This window comes from Ensifer sp. GW101-20A05 (assembly GCF_059424735.1).
In genome coordinates, this window is sequence record NZ_JBWKZT010000008.1 from 130,338 (window position 1) to 150,713 (window position 20,376).

The 20,376-nt window shown below is 60.5% G+C and carries 13 protein-coding genes; 2 read left to right on the forward strand and 11 right to left on the reverse strand.

The features are described 5' to 3' along the window. Positions 1–3: 3 nt before the first annotated feature. The 6 genes from AC070A_RS20540 to AC070A_RS20565 form a co-directional block, all read right to left on the reverse strand. A complete protein-coding gene (locus AC070A_RS20540; protein WP_494773578.1) occupies positions 4–999 on the reverse strand; it encodes an ABC transporter ATP-binding protein in 996 nt (331 codons plus the stop codon). Further along, positions 992–2,089 carry an ABC transporter ATP-binding protein gene (locus AC070A_RS20545; RefSeq protein WP_113479851.1) on the reverse strand — a complete coding sequence of 366 codons (1,098 nt, stop codon included), beginning with the start codon at positions 2,087–2,089 and terminating at the stop codon, positions 992–994. The genes AC070A_RS20540 and AC070A_RS20545 overlap by 8 nt, the downstream gene beginning before the upstream one ends. 4 nt (positions 2,090–2,093) lie before the next feature. Next, a complete protein-coding gene (locus AC070A_RS20550) occupies positions 2,094–2,282 on the reverse strand; it encodes a hypothetical protein (RefSeq protein ID WP_065372979.1) in 189 nt (62 codons plus the stop codon). After that, on the reverse strand, positions 2,279–3,217 hold the full coding sequence (locus AC070A_RS20555) for a carbohydrate ABC transporter permease (RefSeq protein ID WP_057249297.1): 939 nt from the start codon (positions 3,215–3,217) through the stop codon (positions 2,279–2,281). The genes AC070A_RS20550 and AC070A_RS20555 overlap by 4 nt, the downstream gene beginning before the upstream one ends. Then, entirely contained in the window at positions 3,214–4,161 is a 948-nt protein-coding gene (locus AC070A_RS20560; protein WP_057249298.1) for a carbohydrate ABC transporter permease, read from the reverse strand. The genes AC070A_RS20555 and AC070A_RS20560 overlap by 4 nt, the downstream gene beginning before the upstream one ends. Positions 4,162–4,370: 209 nt before the next feature. Continuing rightward, positions 4,371–5,705: an ABC transporter substrate-binding protein gene (locus AC070A_RS20565; RefSeq protein ID WP_065372981.1), complete on the reverse strand. Its 1,335-nt coding sequence runs from the start codon at positions 5,703–5,705 to the stop codon at positions 4,371–4,373. Between the two features lie 274 nt (positions 5,706–5,979). Between AC070A_RS20565 and AC070A_RS20570 the strand changes: the two genes are divergently transcribed. Continuing rightward, complete coding sequence (locus AC070A_RS20570) at positions 5,980–7,017, forward strand: LacI family DNA-binding transcriptional regulator (protein ID WP_112995185.1); 1,038 nt, start codon at positions 5,980–5,982, stop codon at positions 7,015–7,017. Positions 7,018–7,106: 89 nt separating this feature from the next. On the opposite strand, the gene AC070A_RS20575 is transcribed toward AC070A_RS20570, so the two are convergent. From AC070A_RS20575 to AC070A_RS20590, 4 genes are read right to left on the reverse strand one after another with little or no spacing between them, the layout of a single operon-like run. Next, positions 7,107–14,273, reverse strand: coding sequence for a tetratricopeptide repeat protein (locus AC070A_RS20575; RefSeq protein WP_494773584.1), 7,167 nt, complete (start codon positions 14,271–14,273; stop codon positions 7,107–7,109). Further along, a complete protein-coding gene (locus tag AC070A_RS20580; protein WP_492384245.1) occupies positions 14,273–15,217 on the reverse strand; it encodes a polysaccharide deacetylase family protein in 945 nt (314 codons plus the stop codon). Before AC070A_RS20580 ends, AC070A_RS20575 begins: the two co-directional genes overlap by 1 nt. After that, complete coding sequence (locus AC070A_RS20585) at positions 15,105–17,276, reverse strand: glycosyltransferase family 2 protein (RefSeq protein WP_492384246.1); 2,172 nt, start codon at positions 17,274–17,276, stop codon at positions 15,105–15,107. Before AC070A_RS20585 ends, AC070A_RS20580 begins: the two co-directional genes overlap by 113 nt. Before the next feature lie 8 nt (positions 17,277–17,284). After that, positions 17,285–18,076: a glycosyltransferase family 2 protein gene (locus AC070A_RS20590; RefSeq protein WP_082615775.1), complete on the reverse strand. Its 792-nt coding sequence runs from the start codon at positions 18,074–18,076 to the stop codon at positions 17,285–17,287. Positions 18,077–18,845: 769 nt separating this feature from the next. Between AC070A_RS20590 and AC070A_RS20595 the strand changes: the two genes are divergently transcribed. After that, positions 18,846–19,148 carry a hypothetical protein gene (locus AC070A_RS20595; RefSeq protein ID WP_057249303.1) on the forward strand — a complete coding sequence of 101 codons (303 nt, stop codon included), beginning with the start codon at positions 18,846–18,848 and terminating at the stop codon, positions 19,146–19,148. 27 nt (positions 19,149–19,175) lie between these two features. Here AC070A_RS20595 and AC070A_RS20600 read toward each other — a convergent pair whose 3' ends face one another. Then, positions 19,176–20,225, reverse strand: a complete 1,050-nt coding sequence (locus tag AC070A_RS20600; RefSeq protein ID WP_492384247.1) for a POTRA domain-containing protein — start codon at positions 20,223–20,225, stop codon at positions 19,176–19,178. Between the last annotated feature and the right edge of the window lie 151 nt (positions 20,226–20,376).

Sequence of the window (20,376 nt, forward strand, 5' to 3'; positions counted from 1 at the left end):
TCCTTAAGCCAAACGCATGCCTGCCGCATCGAAGTAGAGCGGCTTTAAAGGTTGAATCTTGATCGTTTCACCGCCCCGGAGCGGTGTGTGGGCGTCCGTGACGGTGATGAGATCGTGTTTCCTGAAGGTCAGATGCAGACGCGTCTGGTCGCCCAAGTGCTCGACGCGCTTGACCAGAGCATCCTCCCCCGCACCCTGTTGGATGTGCTCGGGTCTGAGGCCGATGCTTGCCGCGCCTAAGGGGGCGCCGGCAAAAATGTCTGCCGGAAGCACATTGATCCGTGGCTGTCCCAGCCGCGTCGCCGCATAGACGCTGACCGGCTGCTCATACACCGCGCGCGGCGAGCCGAACTGCACGAGCTTGCCCTCATTCAGCACCCCGACATGGGTCGCCATCGTCATCGCCTCGATCTGATCGTGGGTGACGTAGAGCAGGGTAGCGCCCGACCTTGCCTGGATGCGCTTGAGCTCGATGCGAAGATCGGCCCTGAGCTTGGCGTCGAGCGAACTCAACGGCTCGTCCATGAGGAATATCTGCGGGTCTCGGACAAGGGCACGACCGATGGAAACGCGCTGCATCTCTCCACCTGACAATGTCGTTGCCTTGTTATCGAGCTTGTGCGCGATCTGGAGAACCTCGGCAACCTCCCTCACCTTCCGGTCTATCTCTTCCCTCGGCGTCTTCAACAGCGGAGATTTCAGCGGGAACTCCAGATTCTGACGAACCGTGAGGTGTGGGTAGAGCGAGTATTGTTGAAAGACCATGGCTACGTTGCGTTCGGCAGGCGCCAGCCCTTTCACTGGTGCTCCGTCGATATAGACCTCGCCGCGATCGGGGGTGTCCAAGCCGGAGACCATTCTCAGTGTCGTCGTCTTTCCAGCACCGGTCGGCCCGAGCAGCACGACGAAAGAACCGTCCGGAACCGTCAGTGAGAGACTATCGAGAGCAACCGTACCAGCAAACGTCTTCGTCACGTTTTCCAAGACGACTTCAGCCATGTCTCAGCACTCCTTGATTGCCGTCGGATAACAGCACCTTGCCGGTTTCCGCATCGAAAACCGAAAGCGTTCTCGCATCGAAATCGAGGCCGATCTGCTCGCCTTCCTGAACCCGGTGGCCCGATGAAATGCGTGCCTTCAGGTGGCCGTGGCTCGTTGCGAGCGTCACGATCTGGGTGGTCCCGAGATATTCGACAGCGCTCACGCGGCCCCGATAGCCGCCGTCACTGACGAACTTCACATGTTCCGGCCGGACGCCAAGCGTCAGCCTTCCGGCTCGTCCTTCCCGCGAAGTCGGCACCTTGACCTCAATGCCGCCGAGATCGATGGCACCGCCACCGACGCCGATCATCCCTTCGAACTCCAGGAAGTTCATCGGCGGAGAACCAATGAACTGAGCGACGAATTTCGTCGCCGGCCAGTCGTAGATCTGTTGCGGTTTGCCGAACTGTTCGACGACCCCATGGTTCATGACGACGATCTTGTCGCCCATCTGCATCGCTTCGAGCTGGTCATGGGTCACATATACGGTAGTTGCGCCCATGCGGTCGTGCAGTGCCCGCAGTTCCTCGGCCATGTGTTCACGGAACTCGGCATCGAGTGCGCCGAGGGGTTCGTCCATGAAGAAGGCCTTGGGGCGACGCACGATGGCGCGCCCGAGCGCGACGCGCTGGCGGTCGCCGCCCGAAAGGCCGCCGACGGGCTTGTCGAGAATGGTCTCGATCTTGAGAATGCGGGCGACTTCGGCGACGCGCGACCTGACTTCCTCGCCGCGCAAGCCCTGGCTGACCAGCGGATAGGAGATGTTCTTGCGCACGTTCATATGCGGATAGAGTGCAAACATCTGGAAGACGAAGGCGATATCGCGCTTGCTGGCCGGTTTCATCCCGACCTCTTCACCGTCGATGAAGATCTCGCCGCTCGTCGGCAGTTCCAGGCCGGCCATCATGCGCAAGGTCGTCGTCTTGCCGCAGCCGGATGGGCCGAGCAGCATGAAAAACTCGCCATCCTCAATGGTGAAGCTCGAGGAGCGCACCGCGGTGAAGGCGCCGAACTCCTTGCGCACATTCTGAATTCTGATCTGCGCCATCGGCTTACTCCGGAAAATGGCTGACGATGATGAACATCACCGTACCCAGCAAGGTTATGACGAAGGACCAGGAATAGAGCACGAGAGCGAAGGGCTGCATGAGCATGAAGACGCCCGCTGCGATCAGGGCCGATGCCAGCATTTCCCACGCACCGCGGCGCAAATGCAGCAATCCATTGAAAAATCTTGTCATTTTCGTACGGCTCCGAAGGTGATGCCGCGCAGCAGGTGTTTGCGCAGAAGAATGGTGAAGACCATGACCGGCACGAGGAACAGGGTCGCCCCGGCGGCAACCGCCGGCCAGTCCTGACCGCTGACGCCGATAATGGTTGGAATGAAGGGAGGCGCCGTCTGGGCATTGCCCGAGGTCAAAAGCACCGCGAAGGCGTATTCGTTCCAGGCAAAGATCAGGCAGAAGATCGCGGTTGAGGCGATGCCCGTCGCCGCCTGCGGCAACACCACTTTATAGAAGGCCTGGAACCGCGTGTAGCCATCGATGAGCGCCGCCTCCTCGTACTCGACCGGGATCTCGTCGATGAAGCCCTTCAGCAGCCAGACCGAAAGCGACAGGTTGACGGCCGTGTAGAGCAGGATCATGCCCGCATGGGTGTCGTTCAAGCCCAACGACCGGAACATCAGGAAGATCGGGATGGCGACGGCGATCGGCGGCATCATGCGCGTCGATAGAATGAAGAACAGCAGATCGTCCTTCAGCGGAACTTTGAAGCGCGAGAAGGCGTAGGCGGCGGCCGTGCCGAGCACGATGCAGAGCACGGTCGAGCCGAAGCCGATGATCACCGAATTGGTGAAGCGCTCGGCAAAGCGCGACGGACCCGAGATGACGAGGCCATCCTTGCGAACCAGCCGCTCATACCAGGTCTGCGGCTCGCCGACCGCCTTTAACTGCTCCTCGGTAAGCCGGGTGCGCGTCGTGAAGACGTTGACATAGCCTTCCACCGTCGGCGTAAAGAAGGTCTTGGGCGGATAGGCGATCGCGTCGGCCGGCGACTTGAAGCTCGTCGCGATGATCCAGACAAGCGGCAGGATCGTGATCAGCGCATAGCCAACGACCAGGATCCCGGCGAACCACTTTTGCCGTTGCGACGGCTCGGTAACGGAATAGCTCATCGTTGTTTGACCTTGTTCAGGGCTTTGACGTAGATCGACGCCAGGCCGAAGACGGTGACGAAGAGGATGACGGCGTAGGCGGATGCGTAGCCGGTGCGCCACTTCTCGAAAGCTTCACGCTTCAGGTTGATCGAGGTGAGTTCGGTGATCGATCCCGGTCCGCCGCCCGTCAGCTGCACGACGAGATCGAACATCTTGAAGTTCTCGATGCCGCGAAAGAGCACGGCGAGCATCAGGAACGGCAGTACGAGCGGAATGGTGATCGTCCAGAATTGCCGCCATTTGCTGGCGCGGTCGCATTCGGCGGCCTCATAGATGCTGCTCGGAATGGAGCGAAGGCCCGCAAGGCAGATCAGCATCACGAAGGGCGTCCACATCCAGGTGTCGACGATGATGATTGCCCAAGGGGCAAGCGACACATCGCCGATCATCGAGAAACTCGAGGGATCAGCCCCTGTCAGGAAACCGACTGCGTAGTTGAAGAGACCGATCTGTGGTTGGTAGAGGAAGGTCCAGAAATTGCCGACCACGGCCGGGCTCAGCATCATCGGCAGAACGATGATCGTGGTCCACAGATCGTTGCCGCGGAACTTCTTGTTGATCAGGTAGGCAAGGGAAAAGCCGATGAGCACCTGAAGGACGATGGTCCAGATCAGGAAATGGGCCGTCGCCTGCATGGTCAGCCAGATGTCCTTGTCGGACAGGATGCTCAGGTAGTTCTTGAGCCCGATGAACTGGACCTCGGCATTCGGCCTGTTGACGCGAAAATTCGTAAAGCTCAGTCGGACCGTCCAGATCAGCGGAAAGATATTGACCGCGAGAAGCAGGACGATGGACGGGGCAACGAACAGCCAGGCCAGCGACCGATCCGAGAGACCTCGGACCCGTTTGGCAAGGGCATGCGGTGTCGCTCCGGCGACCCGGTCCACTGTTGATTTCAGCATGGGTAGTTCCCTCATTTGACTGCCGCGCCGCGCCTCTCAATCGAGGCGCAAAGGCCGCTGCAGCACTTTGAATTGCTGCATGTTTTCGTCCTTCAATCGACCACGATCGAAGGAACCATGCAGAAGGCGGCGACAGAACCGGGGAAAATCCCCGGCTCCGTGTCGCGCCATGGCGCGCTGGGAGGTGCACAGCCATGGCCTGATGGCGGTCAGTACTTGCCTTCGTCGTCGAAGATCTGCGTCCAGTCCTTGACGAGACCGTCGAGTGCATCCTGCGCAGAACCCTGGCCGGCGACCACATAGTCGTGGAAGCGCTTCTGCGTCGCCTGAAGCAGCGAGGCATAGGAGGGCTCAGCCCAGAAGTCCTTCACGATCGCCATGGAGTCGAGGAAGGTCTGGGCATAGGGCTGACTGGTTGCAAAACCAGGATCTTCGACGACTTTGCGCAGCGCCGAATAGCCGCCCATCTGCCACCACTTCTGTTGGATTTCCGGCTGGGCGAACCACTTGATGTAGGCGAGGGCATCATCCTGCTTCTCGGACGCTGAGACTACGGAGATGCCCTGGCCGCCGAGCTGCGCGAAGGCAACGCCATCGGGACCGGCCGGGTTCGGGAAATAGCCCGACTTGTCGCCGCCCACATTGGCATCGGCATTGATGCCGGGCCAGGTAAAGGCGAAGTTCATGTGAAGGGCAACCTGGCCTGACTTGTAGGCGTCGATGTCCTCGGACATGTAGGCGTCGGAATGCCCAGGCGGCGTGCAGCAGTCGTAGAGCGCCTTATAGAATTCCAGCCCCTTCACCGCCTTGGCGGAATTCACGTATCCCTCGAGCTCGTAGGGCTTGTCGGGGTTTTGATACTCGAAGCCGAAGCTGTAGAGCACGTCCATCGCACCCATGGTGATGCCTTCGGATCCGCGCTCGGTGTAGATGGCAGCACCATAGACCGTCTTTCCGTCGATCTCCCGTTTCTGGAAGAATTCGGCGATGTCCTTGAGTTCGGCAAAGGTCTTCGGCACAGCAAGGTCGCGGCCGTACTTGCTCTTGAATTCCGCCTGCAATTCGGGGCGGGCGAACCAGTCCTTGCGGTAGCTCCAGCCGACGACGTCGCCGAATGCCGGCAGCGCCCAGTAGTTTGGTGAGTTCTTCGGCCACTCGGCATAGCCGACGACGGTTGCGGGGATGAAGTCGCTCATCTTGATCCCTTCCTTGTCGAAGAAATCGTTGAGCTTGACGTACTGGCCGTTTTCAGCCGCACCGCCGATCCACTGGCTGTCGCCGATCATGAGGTCGCACAGCTTGCCGCCGGAGTTCAGCTCGTTCAGCATGCGGTCGGCGAAGTTCGGCCATGGCACGAACTCATATTTCATCTTGATGCCGCTCTTGGCCTCGAAATCCTTGCTGAGTTCGACCAGGGCATTTGCCGGATCCCATGCCGCCCAGCAGAGCGTCAGCTCGGCTGCACTTGCGTGGCCGGTGTTTGCGACACTTGCCGCCAGCAGGGCACCCAATGCGGCCAATGATTTGAAATGACGAAGTTCCATAGCTGGGGCCTCCTCCCCTTCCTCCCGACCTCCATCGGAAGCTGAAAACGCCTGTGGCGAATAGCGGGCGCAAAGCGACGTTTCTTCGTGGGCAGGCCTCCCTCGCATCGCTCCGTGGCCTCACGCACTCCTCTGCCGGCCACAGCACTATTAATATTGAGGTGCGCACCTCAATGCAAGCAAATTTTTGAGGTGCGCACATCAATTCTTGCTTTTCGATTGCTTTTGTTGGAGGAATCGCCCTGAAGGATCGAGAGCAAAGAAAAGCGATTGCATGCGCCCTACCGCGAAAGATCTGGCAGAGGCAGCCGGCGTGAGCCTGGCCACGGTTGACCGCGTGCTGAACGACCGGCCGAATGTCAGCAAGAAGGCTTTCCGCAAGGTCAACGACGCCATCGAGCGCATCGGCTTCGTCAGGAACCCGGCGGCGGTAGCACTTGCGCGCAACAAGACCTACCGGTTTCGCTTCGTCCTTCCCGTCTCCGGCGACCAGTATCTGAGCGAACTGATTGGGCGCGTCACCGAGGCACGCGACGCGCTGCGCGCCGATTCCACCGAGGTCGAGGCCGTGCAGATCCCGATGGCAGACCCGCACCACGTCGCCAAGTATCTGAGCCTCGTCGATCACGAAACTGTCGATGGCGTCGCGGTGATGGCACCGGAATCGCCACAGGTTCGCGATGCGCTGGTGCGGCTCGTGGAACGAGACGTGAGGGTCGTGCAGTTCCTGTCAGGCCAGGAACGGCTGGAAAGGGCCGACTATGTCGGCATCGACAACTTCGCGGCCGGCGCCACGGCCGGCAAGATCGCAGGCCGCTTCATCGGCAACCAGCCCGGCAAGATCATGGTCGTGGCGGAAACCATGATGGCACTCGACAGCATCCAGCGCCGTCTCGGCTTCGACAGCATCATCAATGCGCAGTTTCCGCATCTCCAGTGTCTGCCTTCGCTCGAAACCTATGCCGACGAGAAACGCGCCGAATTGATCATCAACAGGACGTTGCAACACAACCCCGATACGCTTGCCGTCTATGTGCTGAGTTCCGAGGCGCGAGCGCCGTTAACGGCGGTCTGGAATGCGCAGGGCTCGCGTCAGCTCACCGTCGTTGCTCACGAGCGCACGCCGTTCAGCGAGCGGGCGTTGATGGACGAACGCATTGATGCCCTGATCGCCCAGGACCCCGGCCATGCGGTCAGAAGCGCACTGCGCATCATGCGCGCTCGCGCAGATCATCGCGAGTTGCTGGCTTCGCAGGAGAGGATTCGCATCGAGATCCTGCTCAAGGAAAATCTTCAGTTTCAGGGCCCCTAGAAAGGCGTTGGCAGCCGCAGCCGGCCTCTACAGGCAGTGGCGATCAGGGTCGCACGGGAAGACGGGCTTCCCCCGATCGCGAGATTGCTTCAGAACATCTGGGCAAGCGTCTCAACGACCCGCGGCGTCGAGAGACCTTGATTGCATTGGCGCCCCGGTAGAAGCGTGCGGCATTGCCGGGCCATTGCCCGTTGGGCGGCCGCGTTAAGCCGTCCGTCAACCGGCCCGACGCGCACACCGTTTTGGCGCAATTGTGCTTCTATCAGGTAGGCAAACAGTCGAGGGTTGGTCCTTGCCAAATCACGCACGACCCTTTGGCGTTCCGGTTGTGTCAGGGACTTAAACCTGTTGCTGAGCGCCGCAAACGCGCTGGCTTTTGCCGTCGAGGCATCCAACAGAAAGGTTTGAATGCTCTTTTCGGGGCCCGAGAGCAGGTCGGCCGACGCGAGCAAGACCGACTTCGCTTTCGCGTTGTCCCTTTTTACGAGTTGCGTGCGGCCATCGCGCTTGCCATCACGATAGGCTTCGATCAAATCGATTGCCGCAATCCGATCGCCCTCCTTGGCAGCTTTCTGCAGGACGGCGAGAGCCTTCTTGCTGCTGCGCGTGACGCCTTGACCGTAAAATAGGGCCTCAGCGACAACCGATGATGCTCCGACCACTTTCTCGTCTGCGGAGCGTTGGAGCAAGGCCATGCCCGCAGCTGCATTCTTGCGTGTCTTTGTCAACGCCTTGAAGCGGCCGAGCGCCACATTGGCACCCGGGTTCCCCGTTTCGAAGGCCATCTGGTAGTACCTTTCGGCCTCCTTCGTATTACGCGGGACAAGACGTCCGTTGTTGTAGGCATCACCGAGTCTGAGCATCGCTGAAACGCTACCCTGCTCCGCTGCGGCCTTATAATGTTTCACAGCCAGCTTCGGATCTTGCGCAGTAACTTGCCCCCCGCCGTAAATGTCACCGAGGGAGAGCAGGGCGGAAGCTGAGCCCTCGGCCGCCAGCGATGAAAGCACATTGACCGCCGAAGCGACGTCCTTCTTTATGCCCTGGCCGCGGGCTTCCATTTCGGCAAGGCGTATTTTGGCGTCCACATCGCCCTGCCCGGCTGCCTGGCGATAGTGCTCAAGCGCAGCGCTATAGTCCGCCTTTACATCATCTCCCTCGGAATAAAGGTCGCCCAGCCGTAGATGCGCCCGGACGGATCCCAAATGGGCCGCCTTCTCAAGCGCCGCGACGGCAGGCGCTGGCTGCAATGGGATACGTCCGGAGAGGTAGAGTTCGGCGAGTGTGACCAGGAGATCCGGGCTCTCGCTTGCTCCGAGTGCACGAAGCTCCGCCATGCCGGCATTCACATCTGGTTGTGTCCCCTCGCCCCTGATTGTCAGTTCGGCGACACGTAGCTGGCCTTCCAGGTTGCCTTGATCTGCTGCGGTGCTATAGGCCGCAAGCGCCTTAACTGGATCGTCCGACCGATAGCCGTCACCAAGCCTCAACATGGCCCTCACGTTGCCTTGATCTGCGGCTTGCTGGTAATATTGCCGAGCCCGCAGCGGATCAGATGGCACCGTTTGGCCCTTGGCGTAAAGGTCGCCCAAAGAGTAGGCCGCGCCCGCTTCACCTTGGGCGGCAAGCATCGCCAGTTCGCCGGTGGCGCTTCCCGCGTCGGGAGCCATGCCCCGGCCGAGTGCCTTCATTTCAGCGAGCCGCACCTTCGCCTCCAGGCTGCCTTGATCAGCCGCCTGGCGATAGTGCTCTAGTGCGAGAGCATAGTTGACCGTTACGGCATCCCCGGCGGCGTAGAGATCGCCGAGCCGTACATGCGCCGGCACCGAGCCGAGGCGCGCAGCGCGCTCCAAGGTTGTGATGCCGAGTTCCGGCTGCATCGGCACGCGACCGGACAAGCAGAGGTCGGCCAGCGCTTCCAGTACGTTCCGATTGTCACTTTCGGCGAGCGATCGCATCGTCGCAACGCCTTGCGGGACATCGCGTAACGTTCCTTCGCCACGGATCGTCAGCTCCGCAACACGCAGGCTGCCGTCTAGACTACCCTGCTTGGCCGCTGCGCTAAAGGCGGCGAAGGCCTTGCCTGGTTCGCGACCTCGATAAACGTCGCCGAGCCGCAGCAGCGCCGTCAAACTCCCTTGCTTTGCGGCTTGTTCGTAGTAGTGGGCGGCCCGGATCGGATCATTGGGCATCACGCCTGCACGTCCATAGAGATCGCCAAGGGCGAGTGCAGCGCTGGCTTCGCCTCTGTCGGCAAGCGCCGCCAAATCGGCACTGGCGGCCTCCATGTTCTGCTCTCCACCTTGGCCTCGGGCCCGCATCTCTGCAAGCCGTATCTTCGCCTCGACGTTGCCCTGTTCTGCCGCCCGGCGGTAGTAGCTTTGGGCCAGCGGAAAGTCGGTCGTGGCTGCCTCGCTTTGCGAATAGAAATCCCCAAGCCGCAGCAATGCGGCGACATTGCCTTGCGCGGCGGCCTGTCGATAATAGTCCGCCGCACGGGCGCGATCGGCCGGCACCGCCTCGCCCTTGCTATAAAGATCGCCGACGGCAAGCGACGCCTCGGCCCCGCCGCGCGCGGCAAGGTTTTCCAGCTCGGTCTTGGCAGCGGAGAGGTCCTGGGGGATGCCCTTGCCCTGCGCCCGCATTTCCGCAAGCCGAACCTTGGCCTCCAAATTGCCGCGCTCTGCCGCGCGGCGATAGTGATCGAAGGCGGCCGCAAAGTCCGTCCTCACCCCCTTGCCCGCGTAATAGAGGTCGCCCAATCGAACATTCGCCGTTGTGCTGCCTTGCGACGCGGCTTGCCGGAAATATTGCACTGCTTGCGCGGGATCAGCCGGCACAACTTTTCCGTCACCATAAAGATCACCCAATGCCAGTGAAGCCTCCTGTCTGCCGGATGCAGCAAGGCTTTTAAGCTCGGCCTGGGCCGCCGCGAGGTCCTGCGGAACGCCAAGGCCTCGGGCTTTCATTTCCGCAAGCCGGACCTTCGCCTCAACGCTCCCCTGGCTTGCCGCCTGACGGTAGAAGTTTTGCGCGCGAGCGTAGTCAGTCATGGCCGTCTGGCTCTTGGAGTAAAACTCGCCGAGACGTATCATCGCCGTCACGCTGCCGCGCTCGGCCGCCTGGCTATAGTACTTGACCGTGCGCCCAGGGTCGGCTTGCACAACGTCCCCCTGGCGATAGAGCTCACCGAGAGAAAGCGCGGCTACCGTCTCTCCCTTTTCGGCCAGGGCAGCCAATTCTTGTGTGGCCGATGCCACATCCCGCGCCATGCCCTGTCCCCGAGCCTTCATTTCGGCGAGCCGGACTGCGGCCTCTGTGTTCCCCCGACCGGCAGCCTGCCGATAATAGTTTTGCGCCAGAGCAAAGTCCGCCACTGGCGACCCGCTTTCGGAGTAATAGCTCCCCAGTCTCAGCAACGCGGTAATGCTGCCGTTCTGGGCGGCCTGCCGGTAGTAATGCAGCGCTCTCACCGGATCGGCTGGGACCACGTCTCCCGCGCCATAAAGGTCCCCAAGCGAGATCGCAGCGGCGGTCTCTCCCCTGTCGGCGAGCGCAATCAATTCACGCGTTGCCGTTGCTACGTCGCGGGCAGTCCCCTGGCCCCGCGCCGTCATTTCAGCCATCCGGATCTTTGCCTCGTTGCTGCCACGCTCTGCCGCCTGGCGATATTGGTCGAATGCTCCGGCGTAGTTCGTCGCCAAAAGACCGCCAGCAGAGTAAAGATTGGCCAAGCGAAGATGTGCGGTGGCGCTTCCCTGCGAGATCGCCTGCCTATAGTAGTTGACGGCGGCTGATGGATCTTGGGGTACGACCTTTCCTTCGGCATAGAGATCACCAAGGGCGAGGGACGCGCTGGCCTCCCCTCCCTTGGCAAGCGCCGCCAGATCGGCGGTGGCAGCCGTCACGTCTTGCTTGACGCCCAGCCCTCTTGCCTCCATCTCCGCAAGCCGCACCCTTGCCTCAACGCTACCAAGCTCTCCGGCGCGGCGATAATAGCCGGCAGCAAGGGTTGGGTCGGCAGGCACGACCTGTCCATTGCTGTAGAGTTCGCCAAGCGCAATCGCTGCGGCTTTTTCTCCTCCTTTTGTCAGGGCGGTCAATTCGCTTGTCGCCGACGCGACATCCGGCGCCATACCCTGGCCGCGCGCCTTCATTTCGGCGAGCCGAACCTTCGCCACCAAATTCCCTCGTTCAGCAGCGCGGCGGTAGTGGTCTAGCGCTGCCGCATAATCCGTCGCCGATGTGGTGCCGGCGGAATAGAGGTCGCCAAGCCGCAAATACGCAGTCATGCTGCCTTGCGTGGCCGCCTGGCGATAATATTGCAAACCCTGCGTCGGATTGACCGGTACGGCTTCTCCCCTGCCATAAAGGTCGCCCAACGCCAGCGCGGCAGCCGTCTCACCCCGCTGCGCGAGCTCGGTCAGTTCCCGGGTCGCGGCGGATACGTCCCGCGCAATACCTTGCCCGCGTGCTTGCATTTCGGCGAGCCGGATCTTGGCGCTCACATTCCCCCGGCCGACCGCTTGACGGTAAAAGTCCTGCGCAAGCCCGTAGTCGAGCATCGTCGGTTGGCCTTGTGAATAAAAGTCGCCGAGCCGCATCAAGGCGGTCACGCTGCCCCCATCGGCAGCCCGCCGATACTGGCTGAGAGCTTTCTCAGGATCGAACGCGACAACTTCGCCCCTCCCATAGAGGTCGCCGAGAGCCAGTGAGGCATCTGCCTCGCCCGCTGCTGCGAGCTGCTCGAGTCCGGCTTTCGCGGCGGCGATGTCCTGGTTGATGCCGCGCCCCCGCGACTTCATCTCCGCCACCCGTATCTTTGCGTTGACGTTTCCTGCATCTGCGGCCTTGCGATAGAACTCGATGGCGCGCGCGTAATCGGCGGCGGTCCGTTCACCGTCGGAATAAAGGTCGCCAAGGCGAAGAAGCGCCGTGACACTGCCCTGTGCAACTGCCTGCTGATAGTAGAGGAGGGCCTGAGCTGGCTCGGCTGCCAGAGCCTGTCCGTCACTGTACAGATTGCCGAGCGATAGCGAAGCGCCCGCGTCCCCGGCCGACGCGAGAGAATCCAACTCTGCCTTCGCGGCTGCAACGTCCTGCGTTGTGCCGCGTCCTCTCGCCTTCATTTCCGCGAGCCGCACCTTCGCACCGACGTTTCCCCTCGCCGCTGCCTGCTCATAGCTTACTCTTGCGGCCCTATAGTCGCCCGTTAGTGCGCCCTGGGTGAGGTAGAGATCGCCCAGTCGAAGCAAGGCCGTTATGCTTCCAAGCGCGGCAGCGTGCTGGTAATATCCGGTTGCGCGTGCCGGATCCGCCCGGGTGACTTCTCCGGAGTAATAGAGATCACCCAAGCTCAGGGCGGCAGCCGGTTCACTCCGTTCGGCAAGCGACGTCAAAATTCGCGTCGCCGTCGATACGTTGCGAACGAGCCCCTGCCCGTGAGCCTCCATTTCTGCGAGCCGCACCTGGGCGCTCACGCTTCCTCTGCTGACGGCGCTCCGATAGTAGTCCTGCGCGAGGGTATAGTCTGGCTTCGCCCTACCGTTGCCGGCGTAGAGATCGCCAAGCCGTGTCAGCGCAGCGACGCTTCCCTGATCGACAGCACGCCGATAGTGGAGCCAGGCTTGGGCAGGATCGGCTGGCATGACATCCCCACGGGCGTAGAAATCACCCAAAAGAAGGGATGCCTCCCCCTCGCCGCGGGCTGCAAGGGTTTCCAGTTCGGCTTTGGCGGCGGCGACATCCTGCGGCACGCCTCGGCCCATGGCCGTCATTTCTGCCAACCGGACCTTTGCACTGACGCTGCCCCTAGCGATTGCGGCACGATAGTATTCCAACGCACGTCCGTACTCGGGTCGGGATAACTCGCCTTGCGAATGGAATTCCCCGAGCCGGAGCAACGCCGTGACACTGCCCTGAGCGGCGGCCTGTCGATAGTAGATCAGAGCTTTGGCGGGCTCGATGGCTAACGCGCGCCCTTCGCCATAGAGATCGCCAAGCGCCAAAGAGGCACCGGCCTCCCCTGCACTTGCAAGCGTCATCAGTTCCGTCGTCGCCGCGGCAAGATCCCTCGGCATTCCGCGCCCTCGCGCCTTCATTTCCGCCAGCCGTACTCTCGCGCCTGGATTGCCGTTCGCTGCGGCCTGTTGATAGCTTTGAACGGCTGGGCCATAGTCGCCAGTCACCGCCCCCTCATCCGCATAGAGGTCTCCAAGCTGCATCAGCGCCGTCCCGCTGCCACGGGCGGCGGCCTGACGGAAGTATTTTGCCGCACGAACCGGGTCGGCCAGCACGACATCGCCTTTCAGATAGAGACTTCCAAGGGAGAGGTCGGCAATCGGCGCGCCGAGATCGGCCAGAGCCTGCAATTCGCGCACCGCCTTCGTCACGTCGCGGGCCATGCCTTGACCGCGCGCCTGCATTTCGGCAATCCGAACTTTTGCATCCACATTTCCGTGTCCAGCAGCCAGACGGTAATGAACAAGCGCGGCGGAATAGTCCGAAACCAGGACTGTTCCGGCGTAGTAGAGTTCGCCGAGCCTGAAGTGCGCCCTTGCGGAACCCATATTTGCCGCCTTGCGCAGCGCCGAAACCGCGATATCGGTCTGTTCCGGTATGCGTCCGGAAAGGCAAAGCTCAGCTACGAGCTCCAGCACGCTGGGATTTTCGGATTGACCGAGCACGCGCAGGCTCGCCTCGCCTGCCGTCACATCGCGTTTCGTGCCCTCACCGCGGATCATCAATTCCGCCATCCGCAACTGCGCCGCGGGGATCCCCTGATTTGCCGCCTCGGCATAAGCGGCAAATGCCTTTTCGGGGTTGCGAGGCACGAGTTCGCCACGACTGTAGAGATCACCGAGACCAAACAGGGCGCCCCGATAGCCGTAGGCCGCCGCACGTTCGTAAAGAGTAAGCACGCGGGCGCCATCGGGCGCTTCGTTGACAACCTCACCCGAGCCTCTCGGCTGCGATACCGCGACAATCGCATCCGGCCCGGCATTGCGCAGCATACCTTCATACTCGCCGAGCAGACGATCCACGGTCGTGGCATCGACCTTGCGTGCAATGTAGAGGTCAGCCAGTTGCGCCAAGGCCCGGCCGAGGTTGGGCTGGAAGACAACCTGTTGCCCGCCCTCAGACCGATCGTGTTGGGATAGAGGGTCGATCGCCGAGGTTTCCGGCGCGGCCGCAGACGCCGACCCGGCCCACAGGACACCGACAGCGACAAGTCCGATCCAGCCCGAGGAACGCATCACGCCCCACTTTCTGATCCGGCCACTTGGCGCCTTGGAAACACCGAGCGGTGCAAGGCGCGCAGGCGTCTTGCTGCGCGCCAACCGGTGGCAATCAGCCGATCGGCTGGCGGCGCGACGGGAAGCTGCGGCGTCTCGATCATATCCAAGAGCGCGTCTGGCGTCACTTCACTGGTGACAACAATGCGAGAAAGAGCGAAGAGATCTTCCGTCTCGTCGCTGAGCGCGTGACGAACACGGCAGGCGGCGCGGTATCCAGCATCTTTTGCAATCCTGCGCGTTGCGCGGGACGCGTAGCCATGCGGGTATGCGAATGTGGTGACTGCCGCGCCCAACCCGTCTTCCAGAGCCCTCTTGCTGTCGCGAAGCTCGCTGGTAGCCTTTGCAAAGGACAGTGTGTCAAGTTCGGGATGAGTTACAGAGTGCGCGCCGATCTCGATCCCGGCGTCGTGCAGGTCGCGCAGCGCGGTCCAGTTGAGCATCGGGCGATTGCCTTCATCGAGATCCGCAAGCCATCGGGCGGTCGCCCCCACGAAACCGGTGGTGACATAGAGTGTGGCGGCAAACTTCCGGTCGACCAGAACTGGCATTGCGGCTTCGGCAAAGTCGCGAAGTCCATCGTCGAAGGTAATGACGCAGGTGCGCGGAGGGATCGGTTGTCCGCTGCAACGCAATAGCGCAAGGTCGCGAACCGTCATTGAGCGGTAGCCGCGCTGCGTCAGGGCCTGGAGATGTGCGTCCAACTCCCGCTCGGTCACCAGCCAGCGTCGATAGGCCGGGCCGCAAGTACGGCCGACGCTGTGATAGACCAGGATCGGGATAGCTTGCATGTCAGACCTCTCTTTCTGCCGGTCGTCTTGCGTCAATGCCATTGCGCGGTTGATCGTCGCGCCGACGTTTTGCCAGGCTGCGCAAATAGCCTGGTACACCTGCAAGGATGCCAAGGCGCTCCATCCAGACGAGCCGCAGCGGGTAGTCGCTCGGTAGCCGCGCGGTTTTCTGCGACGTCGGCCCGGCCATGTGTAAGATGCCTGCTGGAAATGCCGCAGCGAGCCGAATAGCCCGACGTGGCTCGTCGACAACGATCTTCGTCAGGTAGGCGCCAAGCCCCATGCCATAACAAAAGGCTTGCCGACGCATGCCGTCTTCGCCGCGGCGGTGGTAGTGCCAGATAATGCCCTGAGGCTGGTAAACCAGTCTAAAGCCGCCGCTAACGATGGCGAAGAAGGCAGCAAGGTCATCGCCGCCACGCGCCAGCGTTCCAGCACCGAGTGCTGGATCAAAGCCGCCAACCCGGCGCAACGCACTTGCCCGGAACGCCATGTTGGCACCTGAACCGAATTGACCCGCGGTGAAGGGAAAGAGCATGCTTTTGGGACGGTTCGCCTCCAAATCGTAAACGCGACGATGCAGCCCCTTCCCGAAGCCGCCATGCCGCTCCGTCCAGACCTGCGCCCGAGTTTCGAGTTCGGCTGGCAGGATCAAACCGGTCACGCAACCGACAGCCTTATCCTCCTCCATCGGCGCTGCCATCGCTTCGACCCAATGTCGGTCGAGCACGACGTCATCATCGGTAAAGAGAACGATGTCGCTGGACACGTAGCGCAGGCCAGTATTGTGTGCCCGTCCGAGCCCCGGGGTTGGCTCAAGCACATAGTGCACTCGTCCGGGGTAATGTGTCGAAATCAGATCCAATGTCGCCGACGAGGCCGGAGCGTTGTCTACAACGTGCACCTCCTCGGGGGCGCGGGTCTGATCAAACAGCGACGCGAGGCAGCGATCGAGGCTCTCTGCGCGATCACGCGTTGCAATCAACACCGCCACTCTTTCACGCGTAGGTGCACGGTAGGAGTTAACTGAAGGCAAGGAGCGCACGGAGCCGATCTGCGCGAGCAAGTCTGTAGGCGCAATCACGGGGCCAGAATGCTGCAACTCGACGAGTGCGAGCGGCTGCGCGCCAGAGCGGATCAAACAGAAAACGCCGCCATAGGGTCCATCGCCGCCCGGCCTGGTAAGGTCGATGGCCGGAAGTGGCTTGGTATGGTCTATGTCTACGATTTTGATTGGGCGGAAAGGACTTGAGTGTCTGGAGAATTTTGCGGCAAGATAGGCTGCCGTCGTAAACATAAGCCCCGCGACGATTGTGAACGCACGCATCGGCCCCGAAGGGTCAAGTCGCGTCACCATGTCCATCAAGCCGCGAAAGACGCCAGCCGGCAAGGTGCGGGTAACATAGGCACGCTCGGCGCCAAGCTTGTCGCCCGCCCCTGCGGTCTCGACCACGGCACTTTTCGAGCGTCCCTCAGCCTGGCATCGTCTGCGGAAGTAGGTCCACCGCGTCCGTTCTCTGGTAACGTGGTGATGAACCACGGCTAGCGGATCGTAGAGAATGACTGCTGCCGGGAAGTGCCGGCGGGCGCGAATGCAAAGCTCTGTTTCCTCGCACCCTGCGGCATCCTGGCCGCTGCGACCGAGACCCTCGCGAAAGCCGCCCACGGCATCGAAGACGGTCCGTCGGAACGACATGTTGCAGCCAATCGGATTGCGAACCGGGCTCAGCCTGTTCGGCAGGCCCTTGTAACTGCAGCCGACCACCCACTGGAATTCTTCTGGAAACCAGCGCGGTCGCTGATCTGGCCAAAGTGGCAGCACCTTGCCACCGACGCCGATAATGTTTGGATCCACAAAGTGCAGCGCGAGCCGTTGCAGCCAGTCGGCTTCGGCGACAGCGTCGTCGTCAAGAAATGCAACGATATCGCAGGGCGCGGCGGCACGCACGCCGGTGTTTCGCGCACCCGAGAGGCCTTGTGCCCCGTCATTGGCGATCACCTCGACATCTGGGTAAGAGGTCCGCATGTCCCGCAGCAAGTCGTCGTTGTGGTCGATGACGACGACGAGCCGATCAGGTTTGCGCGCTTGTTTCAATACCGAGTTAATAGCGTCGCCCAGTTGTAGGCGGCGCTCATCGCAGTAAGCGCAGATCACAACCGCAATCGAAGACATGGCAGGCCTCAACCTGCCCGCTGCGTACGGTTTCTGACCATGGCACCGGCGCGACTGCGTTGACTGAGGCCCAGCCGAGCAATTGTCTTCAGGACGCGCCAGCCATCGGGGATCGTGCGTAGATTGCTGACGCCGTGAATCCGCGCATATTCCCGGCTCGGAAGCTCCGCTATGGCGAGGCCCGCTTGGAGCGCGCGGATATTCATTTGCGTTTCGATCTCGAAACCGGTCGCGGACTCGACCCGCAAATGGGGTAAAACGTCACGCCAGAAGGCGTTGTAACCGTAGCAAAGATCGCTGTAGCGGCCGCCGAAGCGCAGACGCACCAATTGCAGCAGGCCCCAGTTTCCAAGACGTCGGTACCATTCCATGTCACGCGTATCGCCGCCTTGGAGAAACCGCGACCCCTTTACGAAATCCGCTCCTGCAAGCAATGCACCCACAAAACCAGTCATCTCTTCGGGGTCAGCGGAACCATCCGCGTCAAGGGTGATGAGGATGTCTCCGCGGGCCGCGGCGAAACCAGCAGCAAGCGCCACCCCTTTTCCAAGGCGCGGCTGTTCTATGACGACGATATCGGGCATAAGTTCTCGCGCCACGGCGACGGTGCCATCGGTAGAGTTTCCGTCGACAAGGATGACCTCGTCTATCCAGGCGGGTATGCGTGGCAGGACATGCGGTAGGTTTTTTGCCTCATTTACCGTAGGGACGATGACACTGACCCTCGGGACAACGATGGCCCTGTCCATGGTGGACGGGCGGAGGGCTGCTCTTAATGAATTGTGAAAATGCTCACCCATCTTATTCAAAATCCTCCAACCAAAAAAAAAAAGAAAATTGAAAACAATAAGCGTTCATCCCCGGTCATGCAGATGGCCGCGGAAGAGAAAAGTGTGTATTACTTGTACATATTCAGTTTTATTACAATATTCTAACTTTGTAAACTACCGCGTGAATTTCCTGAAAAAGAGCACTTTATAGTAGAAGCCGTTATTTTCCTTGGTTTATTCCAAGATAGGCTCGATGGTGCCGTTTTATTGCAGAAATATGTCACAGTATAATGGATGGAATAGTTCCGTTCACAAAAAAATTTAGGAAACAAATTCTCTCTCGGACGCAATTTCTCCGGCATCGTTATATTTATACCCTTTATTTTTCTCTGGAAAATAAGATATTTTCCGAATTTCAATACATCAACCTCAATATAAGCAACTCCTTAAATGAGAGAATTCGCCGGAGATCCATAACGAGCGGAGCCACACTGTGAGCGCACATGGCTGACTGCTATCCACACACGTTGTCGTGACCAGAGCGCCTCGTCGCCGCGTCAGTTAAAGAACAGCTCGCCCTCGGATATCCTGGTTTGTGTGCCGTAGAAGCACAACATAGCGCCGCGCAAAGCTGAGCGCAGTCGAATCTAACCGATTGAATTTGCCTAGTTATGAGGGATAACGGAGGGTTGCGACCCACGAAGGTTGCAAGATCGATGGCTTATCAAGCGGGAATCGCGTATATTTGCAGCGCGAGGCATGATGCAGATTACCGTGCAATCAAAGGTAAGCGAGGCTGATGCAGTCGGAAGAACATATCGCCAAGGCACCGACAACGGACCCAGTCAAGCGGTGGATGAAGCTCATGGAAGAGTGGAACGCTCTGATTGCGGACTTGAGGGAATTGCGACGTTCCATCGCAACAGCCGCGAGCGCGGATAACGCTACCTTAATCCAGGCCGAGGCGGCGCTCGTCGCCAAAGGCCAGGCGCTTAAGGAAGAGATTGACGCTGTTCTCGGCGAGGCCGCCAGTCAACGCCAGCCAGTCAACGGCCCACTGATTGTCGGAACCCTTATTCCGACGCCCAAAGGCGAGCAATAGAACACGTTCAGCCTAACGCATGCCGTGTCAAGCTAAGAAGCTAACGAGCCTGAGAGCCGCCAACACTGCAAATATTAATAGGCAGCCACCTGTGCACCATATTAGTGGGCGCAACCGGGATCGCGGCAAGCCAGTCTGTGCGCCCATCTGAACAAAAAATAGACCTGCGATCGCGGCGAGGCCACTTCCAACGTCGAGCGGGTTCGTATGGCGTAGCGTCTCGAGATTTGCAGGCGCTTCGCGGATCCTGACATCGATCGGGACCATTCCGTCTTCGTCTTTACCTATGGCAATCCTTACAGACTTCACAGTACCAAGGGCCTCAATATTGTGACGTAGCTGTTCGACAGCTGCGGCGCTGTAGCGGTCGCCGGAACGAAAGGGAACGAGGCGCTGGAGTTCGGATTGCATGCGAAGACCGCCACTAAATCGAACCTCACCGAAACGGCTGCGGGGGCCCAGGTCGAGATCGATGACCGCAGTCGCGACACCTTCGCCCTTACGGACCCAATCCGTTGCCCGTCGCCGAGCGTGCGCGAAATCTTGGGCGGTGACGATTTGGAGGATACGCCGAGTGAACGTATCAACGACGAATGTCGTCGCGGGCTGCCCGACAAACTCATCAATGATCGCGGCGAGCCGATCGAGGACCTCACGGTCCAGTTCCGATGGCCGAATGCCCTTGAGTTCGACAGACGTCACCCTGTAGAGATCACCAAGCTTGGGGTGGAGAACTATTTGCCCTTTCTGATCCTCCTCAGATACCTCCGCGTCCAAATAGCCAAAGCCGGCGATCACGCCCTTGAGCCGGGCCTTTTCGGTCGCGAGCGCCTCCTTTCGTTCGGCCGGCGAAGCGCCGGCGTCTAACAGAAGCGGCAATTGGTAAGCCTGCTCAAGTGCCCGCGCGAGATACGGTAAGGAAATTTCCTGCGTATCGAGCACCACCGATTGGGCTGACGCCGGTAAGACCGCAAACATCCAGACGGCGCCAGCGGTAAGGAACCTTGTGACGCGCCAGTTCATCTTTTTGAGCTTCTGTTTCGCCGTTAATATTCGGTTTTGCGATCGATGCGGCATTTGCTGGCTCCAAGCATAACCTGCCAGTGTGCTGTCCTATATTAGTAAAGCACAAAATTGTGAAGATGCACGCCCCCTAAGAGATCATTCTCGGGCATTTCATTTCCTGCTTATTCGTCCTATGCTTGTGAAACGCACCGATGAACGACCA

Excerpts from the sequence above, each read along its gene's own strand:
- AC070A_RS20540 (WP_494773578.1), bottom strand. The coding sequence starts at position 999 with ATGGCTGAAGTCGTCTTGGAAAACGTGACGAAGACGTTTGCTGGTACG.
- AC070A_RS20545 (WP_113479851.1), bottom strand. The coding sequence starts at position 2,089 with ATGGCGCAGATCAGAATTCAGAATGTGCGCAAGGAGTTCGGCGCCTTC.
- AC070A_RS20550 (WP_065372979.1), bottom strand. The coding sequence starts at position 2,282 with ATGACAAGATTTTTCAATGGATTGCTGCATTTGCGCCGCGGTGCGTGG.
- AC070A_RS20555 (WP_057249297.1), bottom strand. The coding sequence starts at position 3,217 with ATGAGCTATTCCGTTACCGAGCCGTCGCAACGGCAAAAGTGGTTCGCC.
- AC070A_RS20560 (WP_057249298.1), bottom strand. The coding sequence starts at position 4,161 with ATGCTGAAATCAACAGTGGACCGGGTCGCCGGAGCGACACCGCATGCC.
- AC070A_RS20565 (WP_065372981.1), bottom strand. The coding sequence starts at position 5,705 with ATGGAACTTCGTCATTTCAAATCATTGGCCGCATTGGGTGCCCTGCTG.
- AC070A_RS20570 (WP_112995185.1), top strand. The coding sequence starts at position 5,980 with ATGCGCCCTACCGCGAAAGATCTGGCAGAGGCAGCCGGCGTGAGCCTG.
- AC070A_RS20575 (WP_494773584.1), bottom strand. The coding sequence starts at position 14,273 with ATGCGTTCCTCGGGCTGGATCGGACTTGTCGCTGTCGGTGTCCTGTGG.
- AC070A_RS20585 (WP_492384246.1), bottom strand. The coding sequence starts at position 17,276 with ATGTCTTCGATTGCGGTTGTGATCTGCGCTTACTGCGATGAGCGCCGC.
- AC070A_RS20590 (WP_082615775.1), bottom strand. The coding sequence starts at position 18,076 with ATGGGTGAGCATTTTCACAATTCATTAAGAGCAGCCCTCCGCCCGTCC.
- AC070A_RS20595 (WP_057249303.1), top strand. The coding sequence starts at position 18,846 with ATGCAGTCGGAAGAACATATCGCCAAGGCACCGACAACGGACCCAGTC.
- AC070A_RS20600 (WP_492384247.1), bottom strand. The coding sequence starts at position 20,225 with ATGCCGCATCGATCGCAAAACCGAATATTAACGGCGAAACAGAAGCTC.